Below are 10,947 nucleotides of genomic sequence, written 5' to 3'. Positions count from 1 at the left end.
GCTAGGCCATCGTTAGTTCGCCTCCTGCTCACCAAGCCGGGCCCAGCTGCCGGTGCCCTGGGCCAGGCTGTTGTGCTCGCTGGCCCGCGCCGGTTCGGTGTGGGTGGTGGTGTCGGGGTCGCCGGCTTGGTGGGCCACGATGGCGGCCAAATCGCCGTGACCGAAGCGGCCCGCGGTGGCGGCTTGGCCGAGCGCGCGGTCCACCGTGGTGGAGTCGTGGAGTGCGGCCAGCTCGACCGCCTCGGCCATCTTGGCCCTAATGCGGGAACACCCCGCGGCGGCCGCCTCGGTCAACCACAACCCCGCGCCTTCGCCCAGAGCCAAGAACTGTTTCTCGGCAACAGTTTTCGGACGTGGAGTCCGCCCTAACGGCCCTTCGGCTTGCGGCGGGAAATGCGCATCGGCGATCCGCGGGGATCCCGGCGTGGTCTGCTCGTGGCGGGCGACCTCGACTGGACCGGCAGCACCGACATGCACCACCACGATCTGCTCCCCGTGGCGGCGCACCCACACCGTCTGCCCGCACAAGATGTGCGGCACCGAGTACTGGCCGTACTCGAACGCGATCATCGCGGTGTTGGCCGGCACCGTACGGGTCACCCCGAACGCGGCGGTATAGGGATGCTCAGGCAGCGGGTGCAACCGGGCGCGTTCCTCGACCAACATTTCCGCGGGGATGCGCCGGGTCACCCGGTGCACGCGGTTGTTGACCTGCCCGCAGAACTCGGCACAGGCGCTCTGCAGCTCGGCGAAGCTGCCGTACTCAGCAAGCAAATTCGTCTCGGTCGGCACCAGGTCCGCTTTGGCGATCTTCACCGCGTTCTCGCTGCCGCCCTTGCTGGCCGGATCGGCCGGCACGCACGTGGCGATCGTCAAACCATAGTGCTTGCAGAACTCGAGCATCTGCGCATTGCGCACCGGTATCCCGGCCACGTGCTCGCTGGTCACGGTCTTCTCGTTGTCGGTCAGCCCGTAGGTCGGCACCCCAGCAAACAGGCGCAGCGTCTGATCGATCGCGGCCATCACCGACGGCAGCGTTTTATCTAACAACGCCAGCACGACCCTAAACCGGCACCACGCCAGCCACGCGCAAAACAACTGCGTACCAACACCATTCACTCGCGGGCCATCACCAAAGTCGTACTGAAACCACATCCCCGGCTCGGCCACCCAGGGCCTGTGCACTCGCCGGCGCCCTGCCCAATAGGCCGCCTTGGCCTCGGCGACCGCCCGCCGCGTCGTGCGCTCCGAACCCGTGAAACCCAAGCCGATCAGCTTCTCGTGGGCCACATCCGCGCGGACCTTGCCACGCGAACGGTCCACCCACTCCTCCAGTTTCTCCCGATACGGATCCACCAGCATGTCCCGACGCTCAGCGCGTCCCGGGGTCAACTCACCCCGCTCCCGCGCGGCCACCAACGACGCCACCGTGTGATGCGAACACCCCGCCAGCTCGGCGGCATCACGCAACGAGCCCGTCAAATCGTAAGCTTCCAAAATTTCCATGATCTCCTCGGCAGACTTCACTCATCCCCTCCTCGGGAACTGAACAACGGTTGGCGCCGTTCAGCGCACCCGAGGAGGGGTCCCACACCCGCAAGGCGCGCGGGGGACGAACAACAAATCCGTTGGGCAGATCTCATGACCGCCAGCGGGCAATTCTCATGACCGCCAGCGGGCAATTACATGGCCGTCACTGGGCAGTTTTCCGTGGCCGCCGACAATCGGCACGATCGGGGATAGCTACGATAATGCTCTGGCGGAGACGGTCAATGGCTACTACAAAGCCGAACTGATCTATGGGCCGACCCGCACCGGTCCCTGGAAGACCGTCGACGACGTCGAACTGGCGACCCTGGGATGGGTGCACTGGCACAACACCAGCCGACTGCACGGCTACCTCAACGACGTTCCGCCGACCGAGTTTGAGGCCGCGTTCTACGATGCACCACGGACCGACCAACCCCTGGTGGGAATCCAATAACCCGAGCCTCCGGGAAAACCAGGGCGATTCACAGTACATCAAACAGCAGGTGGTCAAGAGAAACGGCGCCAGGGTTAGTTGACCTGGCAGGGCTGCTCAGACCCGTCGACCGTCACGTGCAGCTTGCTGCTCATGTCGCCGCCATTGTTTCGCCAGGACGTCAATGCGCGGATACCGCGAACGCGAATCCTGCGCCAACGAACGCACTCGAGACAGATCGGTGAAGTCCGCCACGAAGCTGTCGCCGTCCAATTTTGATGCCAAGACCGGGTTTTGATTTGCGACCGGCCCACCATGACGACGCTTTCAACGCTTCGACTCAACCGACACGCCGCTGCAGCGCCGATGCCGTCGTCGGTGCCCGTAATGACAATCGTTCGGTCTGCGGCGCTCACCCCACGGCAGCGAAGGTCAGGTGCAGCTCGCTAAGGCCCCGCAGGATATACGTCGGCTCGTAGGCGTAGCGCCGATCGCCCGCCGGTCCGTGTTTGACGTCGTTGATGCGCAGCTCGGGCATCCGGTCCAAGATGCGCTCGATCGACACTCTGCCCTCCACCCGGGCGAGCGGCGCACCCGGGCAAGAATGCACCCCTCGGGCGAAAGCCATGTGCTCACGCACATTCTTGCGGTCGAGCTGGAATTCGTGCGGGTTGTCGAACCGGCGCGGATCGCGGTTGACTGCGCCCGGCAGGATCATCACGATCGTGCCGGTGGGGATGTCGACACCGGCGACGGTGGCGGGCTTGCGCGCCAGCCGCGAGTCGCTTTTGACCGGACTCTCCATCCGCAGGGATTCCTCGATGAATCCCGGAATCAGGCTGCGGTCTTTCCGCAGCTGCTCCTGGACATCGGGCCGGTCGCCGAGCACCTGCAGCGCCGCGGAGAGCAGCTTGGCGGTGGTCTCCTGGCCGGCGGCGAACAAGAAGGTGGCCGAACGGCTCACCTCGATGATCTCGGGTGTCGATCCATCGGGGTACTTCGCCGTCGCCAACGCGGTCAGCACGTCATCGCGCGGCGCGCTACGCCGGTCTTCGATATAGGAGCAGAACTTGTCGTCGAGCCACTCCAGCGGGTTGACGCCCACCGATTCGTGGTCGAGTGCCCCCACTCGCGCGCCGGGACGATCAGCGCCCAGGATCGTGCGGAATTCCTTGTGGTCTTCTTCCGGGACGCCGAGCAGATCGGCGATCACCAAAGTGGCGAAGGGCTTGGAGTATTCGGCGATGAACTCGCACTCGCCCTCGTCGAGGAATTCCTCGAGCTGGCGGTCGGCGAGCCGCCACATGAAGTCCTCGTTCTCCTTGAGCCGGCTCGGCGTCAATAGCCGGCTCAGCAGCGACCGGGCGCGGGTGTGGTCCGGTGGGTCCATGGTGACCATGTGCTCGAACATCGGAAACTGGTCGCGGTGAGCGTCGATCAGGGAACTGAGATCGTCGCAGTCAACTTCGAACGGCAACGGCGGGAACGGGCCGCCGAGCGCTACGCAGTTCGAGAACGTGTCGGGATCCTTGTAGACCGCGTTGGCCTCTTCCCAGCCGGTGACGGCGACGACGTTGTGGTGCGGCAGCCGAAGCACAGGGTTCTGATCGCGTAGGTAGTCGAAGTAGGCGTACGGATCGGGGACCAGAGACGCGTCGGTGAAGAAGTCGATCGATTCGAAGGTAGTCATGTGGTTACGCGTCTCCTCCAGGCTTGGGCTGTCTGTCGGCGGCGAGACATGGCGCCGCCCGCGTACGAGATCCTCGAAAGTGCTGAGCACCTGCTTAGCATGGGGCTAACGTCGTGGTCAAGGTGCAGCGCCGGGTCGGCGCTACGATCGGCGTGTTCAACAGGGACATCGGGGAGAGCTCGGAGCAACGAATGACGTCCGCACGCAGAATCGGGGCGCCCGACGCGAAGAACCGCGGGGTGCTGTTCGACGCGGCGGAGGAGCTGATGCTCGAGGAAGGCTATGCCGCAGTCACTTCCCGCCGCGTCGCCGAGAAGGCGGGGCTGAAACCGCAACTCGTCCACTATTACTTCCGCACGATGGACGACCTGTTCTTGGCGGCGTTTCGCCGTCGCGGGGAAGAAGGCCTCGAGTTGCACGCGCAGGCGCTGCAGTCGCCGCAACCACTGTGGGCGTTGTGGCGGTTCAGTCTCGATCCAGCGGCTACCGCGGTGACGATGGAATATGTCGCGCTGGCCAATCATCGCAAGGCGCTCAAAGCTGAAATCGCATACTACGCTGAGCGTTTCCGTGAGGAGCAGCACAAGGCGGTATCGGTGGTGCTGGAGCGCTACGGGATGGACCCCGCCGAGGTGCCACCGCTGGTGTGGTCGGTCCTGATCACCAGCGTCTCCCGGGTGCTGGTGATGGAACAAGCGCTGGGCATGTCGGCAGGCCATGCCGAGACCGTGGCGTTCGTCGAGCGCTATCTACATCGGCTGGAAGGTGATCCCGGAACGGCTCACCAGTGACGCAGCGAGCAGAGCACACCCTTGGGGCCGTCGTTGGACACCACGACGGTGCCGTCGACCGTCAGATCGCAGTGCAGTTGCGGTGTGCCGGGTTCGGTACCGGTGCTGGCTGTGACCATCGCCCACTGGTCAGGGTTTGCCAGGTCCAGCTCGAAGCTCCATGGGTGGCCCGGGGCGATGTCGACTTTGACGTTGGGCACGAATTGGTAGGGGTCGTGGCTGTAGTCGGAGAAGATCGCCGGTTCGTGATCCAGGTAGTAGATGTCGGTGTAGATCGGGTTGGCCGCCGAGACGGTGTATTTGACGTGATGCATGACAACGGCGTCGTCGGCGTGCGACGGCGCGGCCAAGGCTGTCGCTGCCAATAGGACCACCGCTACCGTGAGTGCCCTGCCGCTGGCTGTCACGTCGCACCTCCGGACCGGGAGTTGTTGCCGCGGTTCATCACTCGATCGGCGGCCTGCCAGTGCGCGTCGCTCACCCACAGCCGCGCGAAGGCCTGCACCGCTTCGTCAACCGAAACGCCGCGCACCACACGCTTGATCTCACCGGCCGGACGGCTGGCCAATGCGCGGGCGATCATCCGCCAATCATGGTCGAAAGTGGACCGCGGCAACACCCGATCGACCAATCCGATGCGTTCGGCTTCGGCGGCGTCGAGGACCGTCCCGGTCCCGGCCAGTAGCAGCGCTCGGCTCTTACCGACCAGCGCGGCCAGCCTTTCCGCGCCGCCCCAGGCCGGCATGATCTCCAACGTCACCTGGTTGAACCCGATCTTGATGTCGTCGGCGGCCAGTCGGATATCGGCGGCGACGGCGACCTCGGCGCCACCGCCGAGCGCGTGACCGTTCAGCGCAGCGATCACCGGCGCTGGAAAGTTCGCCAGCCGATCGCAGATCGATCGCATGCGCCGCGCCATCGCCGCCGCTTCGTCCTCGGTCCGGATTGCGCTGAGTTCTTTGAGGTCGCCGCCGGACACGAAGGCGCGGTCACCCGCGCCGGTGATGACCAGCGCGCTCGATCCCTCGGCAGCGTCGAGCGCCTTGTCGAACTGGTCCATGGTTTCCAGCGCAATGGCGTTGCGGGCGTGTGGGCGGTCGATGGTGAGCACCGCCAGCCCCTGGTCGATCTCGACGTCCAGCATCCGCCGCTCTCCATCGCGCGATATTGCCGTTCTCCGGTGCGGAGAATAGCAGCGCGACCGCGTTGCCCACCGCCGAACCGGATCAACTGGACTAGAGCGTCCCGGAGCGGACGGCGCCGGTCCTCGGGATAGTGACCCAAACGGATTGCGCTAACCTCTGGGTGAGAATAGTATTCTCGCAAACTGCGAAGGAGGATTTCATGGGGCAGTTGTCGCATCGGGAAGACGTCCCGTTTCCGATCTTTGACGCGGATAACCATCTGTACGAGCCACCGGAGGCGTTGACCAAGTTCCTGCCCAAGGAGTACAAGGACTTCGTCCAGTACGTGCAGATCAACGGTCGCACCAAGATCGCGCTGCGCGGCGTGATCAGCAACTACATTCCCAACCCGACCTTTGAGGTCGTCGCCCGGCCGGGCGCCTGGGAGGAGTACTTCAAGTACGGCAACCCGGACGGGAAGAGCAAGCGCGAGCTGTTCGGGGAGCCGATGCGCGCGATCCCGGCCTTCTTCGAGCCCGGCCCGCGCCTGGAGAAGATGAACGAGCTGGGCCTGGACCGCACCCTGATGTTCCCGACGCTGGCCAGCTTGATCGAGGAGCGGCTGCGCGACGACCCGGTCGCCATCCACGTCCTGATCCATGCGCTGAACCAGTGGCTCGATGAGGTGTGGGGCTTCAACTACGAGAACCGGATCTTCACCACCCCGGTCATCACCCTGCCGATCGTGGAGAAGGCGATCGAGGAGCTGGAGTGGGTGGTTAAGCGCGGTGCCCGCTGTATTTTGGTCCGCCCGGCGCCGGTCCCCGGCTTCCGCGGCCCCCGGTCGTTCGCGCTGCCCGAGTTCGACCCGTTCTGGGAGCGGGTCGTCGAGCACGACGTGCTGGTCGGGATGCACTCCAGCGACAGTGGCTACTCCCGGTACACCTCCGAATGGGACGGTGCCGACCAGGAGATGCTGCCGTTCCAGACCAACGCGATGGGCATCCTCAACGAGTGGCGACCGATCCAGGACTCGGTGGGGTCGTGGGTGATTCACGGCGCGCTCTACCGCCACCCGAAGCTGAAGGTCGCAATCGTCGAGGCCGGTTCGAAGTGGATGACCCCGTTGCTGGACGGCTTGGCCGAGGTCTTCCGCAAGGCCCCCGAAGCTTTCCCGAGCGATCCCGTGGAGATGGTCAAGAACCGCATTCACGTCAGCCCGTTCTTCGAGGACGGCATCGACGATCTAGTCAACCTCGTCGGTGTGGATCAGGTGCTCTACGGCTCGGACTGGCCGCATCCAGAAGGGCTGGCCGAGCCGACCTACTACGTCAACGCGCTGTCACACCTGCCCGCTGAGGACCAGGCAAAGATCATGGGCGGCAACCTCGGTCGTCTCGTCACGGTGTGACGCCGGCCAATCGACCGTGGCGGACCATCCCCGAGATGGTCTTGAGTGCGGCGGACCGGTTCGGCGACGCGGAAGCGATTGTCGACGGTCCGCTGCGCTTGTCATTCACCCAGGTTGTCGATCGAATCCGCCGCGCAGCAGGCGCTTTCGCTGACATCGGTATTAGCGAGGGCGATCGAGTGGCCATCTGGGCACCGAACTGCGCGGAATGGATCATCGCGGCGTTCGGACTTCTCACCGCCGGTGGCGTCCTGGTGCCGATCAACACGAGGTTCAAGGCCGAAGAGGCCGGCGACATCATCGTCCGCAGCCAAGCCAGGGCCGTCCTGGTTCAGAAAGGCTTTCTGGGGCAGGACTACACCGTGCCGGCGGGGATACCGGTCGTCGATCTGAAATCCGACGTGCTGTCCCATGGGTCTCCGTTCGAGCGGGCGGTGAGCGGCACCGATATTGCCGACATCATCTTCACGTCGGGCACGACCGGTCGCCCGAAGGGCGCGATGATGAATCATCAACAGACGCTGCGGATGTACGAAGAGTGGGCCACACTCGCAGATCTGCGTGAAGGCGACCGCTACTTGATGATCAACCCGTACTTTCACACGTTCGGCTTGAAAGCGGGTCTCATCGCGTCTTTCCTCCGCGGCGCAACGATGCTTCCGGTCGCGGTCTTCGACATCGCCACGGTAGTGGATCTGGTTGAACGCGAACGCATTACGATGCTGCCCGGGCCGCCGACGCTGTACCACTCGTTGCTCACAGTCCCCGACAAGGCCAAGCTGTCGACGCTACGGGCGGGCGTGACCGGCGCTGCGGACATCCCTGTCGAACTGGTCCGGCGGATACACGGTGAACTGCCTTTCCAGACGTTGATGACCGGTTACGGCCTGACCGAGGCCGGCAACGTCACCTTGTCCCGGCCCGGTGATTCCTTCGAGGCGGTGGCCACAACTGCGGGTCTGCCCTGCGAGGGAGTTGAGGTGCGCATCGCCGACGACGGCGAGGTGCTGGCCCGCGGCTACGGCGTCATGCAGGGCTATCTGGACGAGCCCGCCGCGACCGCCCAGGCAATCGACGCCGAAGGATGGTTGCACACCGGCGATATGGGTACGCTTGACGCGGCGGGTCGGCTACGGATCGACGGGCGCAAGAAGGACATGTTCATCGTGGGCGGGTTCAACGCCTACCCGGCCGAGATCGAGGGCTTCCTGCTGGAACACCCCGCAGTTGCCCAGGCCGCTGTGATCGGTGTTCCCGACGAGCGACTCGGCCAGGTGGGCAAAGCCTTCGTGGTGCCGAAAACACCGGTGTCCGAAGGTGATTTGATCGCCTGGTCCCGGCAGCGGATGGCCGGCTTCAAAGCGCCGCGATACGTCGAGTTCCTCGACGAGCTGCCGCTGAACGCCACCGGCAAGGTGATGAAGGACAAACTTCGGTGAGCGCCGTCGAGCCGCACCCGCATTCGATGGTGATTGCATCGGATTACCGAGTGCCGAATCCCGACCGGGTGTGGCCGCTGCTGCAGCGCCGCAAAGCCGCGCTCGCGGACATCGGCGCACACCATGTGCTGGTCTACAAGTCCACCCACGACTACGGGCGCGTACTGGTGATGATCGGTGTGCGCAGCCGAGAGCCGATCGTGGAGCTGCTGAGGTCGCGGGTCTTCTTCGACTGGTTCGATGCCGTGGGCGTCGAAGACATTCCAGCGGTCTTCGCCGGGGAGGTCGTCGAACGGTTCGAGTCCTCCCCACCGGCGAAACCGCGGGCACCCGGGGTGGTCGTCGCCGCGATTGCAGCCGTCGATGACGTGCAGGCGATGAGCCTGGAAGTACATCGCGCGCTCGACGAGTTCACCGCTGCGGGCATTCGGAAGACGTGGCTTTTCCGGGCTTTCGACGACGGGCAGGAAGTGATGATCCTGCAGGAACTCGACGACGAGGACAGTGTGCGGAACTGGATCGAGCATCCGGACGCCGCCGCGCAGTGGATGATCCGTCCCGGGATGGGACCCTACCCGCCGTTGTTCGTGGGCAGGTTCATGGACATGATGCGGATCGAGGACTGAGCGGGCCGCGGTATGTTCGTCTGCCTGTGCAACGGCGTCACCAGCCAGATGGTGGCCGAGGTGGTCGCCGACGGAGCCTCGACGACCAAGGAGATCGCCGAGGTGTGCGGCGTGGGTGCCGACTGCCGCCGCTGCCGGCACACCCTGCGTGCCATTTTGGAAGCGGCCGGCAGCACCCGAGACGGAGTGGCTTGCGACCGCCGTTAGAGACGCGCGCTAGCGTCGCGCGCTGCCGTCGGGCGAGGTGGGCCGCGCCAGTTCGGTGAGCAGTTCAGGAATGTCGAAGCGCGGGACGACGGCTTCGACGAGCACCATCTGGTCTTGATGCTCGGCGGCGGCGGTCAGGGCGTCGTCGAGTTCGCCGTAGGTTTCCGCCCGAAATGCCAGGTGGTTGGTCACGCCCAACGCGGCCGCGACTCCCGACCAGTCCCAGCGCACAATGTCGTTGTAGGGGGCCGTCTTTCCATGAATCGCCCGTTCGACGGTGTAGCCGTCGTTGTTGACCACCACGACCACCGGTGACAGCTTCTCGCGGGAGAAGACGCCGAGCTCCTGCACGGTGAGCTGGGCTGCGCCGTCACCGATCAGCAGCACCGGCCGGCGATCCGGATGGGCGAGCCCCGCGCCGAGCGTCGCGGGCAGCGTGTAACCGATCGACCCCCAAAGCGGCTGACCGATAAAGGTCACCCCGCGCGGAAGCCGGTGTGCTGCCATACCGTAGAACGAGGTGCCCTGATCGGCGAGCACAACATTGCCCGGCGTGAGCGCCTCACACAGCCTGTCCCACAAAACCTCCTGGCTCAGCGGCTGGCTTCGCTCCGGTGGATCCCGGCTGACGTCGTCGGACGTGGCCACGACCGCCGGCGAGCGCACGGCACGTCGGGCCAGGATTTCAGTGAGTGCCTCCAACGCCGCTGACAACTCCACCGGAGCGAAAACCCGTGTGCCGACGGTGCTTTGTTGCCCGCTGATATCGATGGTGCGCGCCGGGTCGATGCGCTGGCTGAAGAACCCGCTGACCATGTCGGTGAACACCACGCCCGCGGTGACCAAAACCGGCGCCTCTTCGATCGCACGGCGTACCGGCTCAGCGCTGGCCGCGCCGGCATAGATGCCCAAAAAGTTGGGCGAGCTCTCGTCGACCAGGCTTTTGCCCCACATCAGCGTGGCATGCGGCACCACGTCGGCGGCCAGCAGCGCCTCGAGTTCGTCGACCGCATGCAGTCGATGCACGAGGAAGTCCGCCAGGACCGTGAGCTGGTGCTCAGCGATCAGTTCGGTTGCGGCATCGGCGAACAGCGACAGCGCTCGCGGGCTGGTGCCCCCGGTGTAACGCGGCAACGGCGCAGCGGGCGGCTCGGTTTCGAAACGCGCCACATCGGTGGGCAGCAGCAGGTAGCCGGGCCGCTTCTGCTCGCGGACTTCCGACAGCACCCGGTCGATTTCGCGGGTTGCCGTTGCGGGCATGAGACTGGCTTGCGCGCAGGTGATTTCCCGGCTGATCCGCAGGAAATGCTCGAAATCACCGTCGCCGAGCGAATGATGAAGTGCCCGCCGGGTGCCCTGAGCGTCTTTCGACGGGCCGCCCACGATGTGCACCACCGGAACGTGTTCGGCGTAGCTGCCGGCGATCGCATTGGCTACCGACAACTCACCGACCCCGAACGTCGTTACCACAGCTGCCATTCCGCGGAGCCGACCATAGCCGTCGGCGGCATAGCCGGCATTGAGCTCGTTGGCATTGCCGACCCACCGAAGGTCGGGATGGGCAACGACGTGGTCGAGGAATTCGAGGTTGTAGTCGCCGGGAACACCGAAGACATGCGCAACGCCCAGTTCGGCGAGGCGGTCCAGCAGGTAATCACCGACAGTGTAGGCACTCACCAGACCGACGCTACGCTGC

The 10,947-nt window shown here is 65.1% G+C and carries 10 protein-coding genes and 2 pseudogenes; 6 read left to right on the top strand and 6 right to left on the bottom strand.

Features of this window, described 5'->3' with window-relative positions; all coding sequences use genetic code 11:
- Positions 1–12: 12 nt before the first annotated feature.
- On the bottom strand, positions 13–1,527 hold the full coding sequence (istA, locus tag AC5Y49_RS12035; protein WP_499887208.1) for an IS21 family transposase: 1,515 nt from the start codon (positions 1,525–1,527) through the stop codon (positions 13–15).
- A 190-nt stretch (positions 1,528–1,717) separates the two neighbouring features.
- Between istA and AC5Y49_RS12030 the strand changes: the two are divergent.
- Positions 1,718–1,984: pseudogene (locus tag AC5Y49_RS12030) on the top strand (integrase core domain-containing protein); the annotation flags it as partial.
- Positions 1,985–2,032: 48 nt separating this feature from the next.
- Here AC5Y49_RS12030 and AC5Y49_RS12025 read toward each other — a convergent pair.
- Both AC5Y49_RS12025 and AC5Y49_RS12020 read right to left on the bottom strand, forming a co-directional pair.
- Positions 2,033–2,379: pseudogene (locus AC5Y49_RS12025) on the bottom strand (SDR family NAD(P)-dependent oxidoreductase); the annotation flags it as partial.
- Positions 2,376–3,653, bottom strand: a complete 1,278-nt coding sequence (locus AC5Y49_RS12020) for a cytochrome P450 (RefSeq protein WP_499887206.1) — start codon at positions 3,651–3,653, stop codon at positions 2,376–2,378. The gene AC5Y49_RS12020 and the pseudogene AC5Y49_RS12025, both read right to left, overlap by 4 nt.
- Before the next feature lie 191 nt (positions 3,654–3,844).
- Here AC5Y49_RS12020 and AC5Y49_RS12015 point away from each other — a divergent pair, with 191 nt between their 5' ends.
- Complete coding sequence (locus AC5Y49_RS12015) at positions 3,845–4,444, top strand: TetR/AcrR family transcriptional regulator (protein WP_499887204.1); 600 nt, start codon at positions 3,845–3,847, stop codon at positions 4,442–4,444.
- Here the strand turns inward: AC5Y49_RS12015 and AC5Y49_RS12010 are convergent.
- The gene (locus AC5Y49_RS12010; protein ID WP_499887275.1) at positions 4,435–4,758 is read right to left on the bottom strand and encodes an Rv2576c family protein; all 324 of its coding nucleotides are present in this window, start codon (positions 4,756–4,758) and stop codon (positions 4,435–4,437) included. The two genes, AC5Y49_RS12015 and AC5Y49_RS12010, sit on opposite strands and share 10 nt — an antisense overlap.
- An 89-nt stretch (positions 4,759–4,847) precedes the next feature.
- The gene (locus AC5Y49_RS12005; protein WP_499887202.1) at positions 4,848–5,588 is read right to left on the bottom strand and encodes an enoyl-CoA hydratase/isomerase family protein; all 741 of its coding nucleotides are present in this window, start codon (positions 5,586–5,588) and stop codon (positions 4,848–4,850) included.
- Positions 5,589–5,788: 200 nt separating this feature from the next.
- Here AC5Y49_RS12005 and AC5Y49_RS12000 point away from each other — a divergent pair, with 200 nt between their 5' ends.
- The 4 genes from AC5Y49_RS12000 to AC5Y49_RS11985 are packed head-to-tail and all read left to right on the top strand — an operon-like array spanning position 5,789 to position 9,251.
- Positions 5,789–6,979, top strand: a complete 1,191-nt coding sequence (locus AC5Y49_RS12000; RefSeq protein ID WP_499887200.1) for an amidohydrolase family protein — start codon at positions 5,789–5,791, stop codon at positions 6,977–6,979.
- A 35-nt stretch (positions 6,980–7,014) separates the two neighbouring features.
- Entirely contained in the window at positions 7,015–8,418 is a 1,404-nt protein-coding gene (locus tag AC5Y49_RS11995) for a FadD3 family acyl-CoA ligase (RefSeq protein WP_499887273.1), read from the top strand.
- A 26-nt stretch (positions 8,419–8,444) separates the two neighbouring features.
- On the top strand, positions 8,445–9,044 hold the full coding sequence (locus tag AC5Y49_RS11990; protein WP_499887271.1) for a fatty-acid--CoA ligase: 600 nt from the start codon (positions 8,445–8,447) through the stop codon (positions 9,042–9,044).
- Between the two features lie 12 nt (positions 9,045–9,056).
- Positions 9,057–9,251: a (2Fe-2S)-binding protein gene (locus tag AC5Y49_RS11985; RefSeq protein WP_499887198.1), complete on the top strand. Its 195-nt coding sequence runs from the start codon at positions 9,057–9,059 to the stop codon at positions 9,249–9,251.
- Between the two features lie 9 nt (positions 9,252–9,260).
- Here AC5Y49_RS11985 and AC5Y49_RS11980 read toward each other — a convergent pair whose 3' ends face one another.
- A complete protein-coding gene (locus AC5Y49_RS11980; RefSeq protein WP_499887196.1) occupies positions 9,261–10,928 on the bottom strand; it encodes an alpha-keto acid decarboxylase family protein in 1,668 nt (555 codons plus the stop codon).
- Positions 10,929–10,947: the final 19 nt, after the last annotated feature.

It is taken from the genome of Mycobacterium sp. NGS62, from assembly GCF_059812285.1.
Note: the sequence above shows the minus strand (reverse complement) of the source record. Positions and strands in the feature narration are given on the sequence as shown.

Excerpts from the sequence above, each read along its gene's own strand:
- AC5Y49_RS11995 (WP_499887273.1), top strand. The coding sequence starts at position 7,015 with ATGGTCTTGAGTGCGGCGGACCGGTTCGGCGACGCGGAAGCGATTGTC.
- AC5Y49_RS12000 (WP_499887200.1), top strand. The coding sequence starts at position 5,789 with ATGGGGCAGTTGTCGCATCGGGAAGACGTCCCGTTTCCGATCTTTGAC.
- AC5Y49_RS11985 (WP_499887198.1), top strand. The coding sequence starts at position 9,057 with ATGTTCGTCTGCCTGTGCAACGGCGTCACCAGCCAGATGGTGGCCGAG.
- AC5Y49_RS12010 (WP_499887275.1), bottom strand. The coding sequence starts at position 4,758 with ATGCATCACGTCAAATACACCGTCTCGGCGGCCAACCCGATCTACACC.
- AC5Y49_RS11990 (WP_499887271.1), top strand. The coding sequence starts at position 8,445 with ATGGTGATTGCATCGGATTACCGAGTGCCGAATCCCGACCGGGTGTGG.
- AC5Y49_RS12005 (WP_499887202.1), bottom strand. The coding sequence starts at position 5,588 with ATGCTGGACGTCGAGATCGACCAGGGGCTGGCGGTGCTCACCATCGAC.
- AC5Y49_RS12020 (WP_499887206.1), bottom strand. The coding sequence starts at position 3,653 with ATGACTACCTTCGAATCGATCGACTTCTTCACCGACGCGTCTCTGGTC.
- AC5Y49_RS12015 (WP_499887204.1), top strand. The coding sequence starts at position 3,845 with ATGACGTCCGCACGCAGAATCGGGGCGCCCGACGCGAAGAACCGCGGG.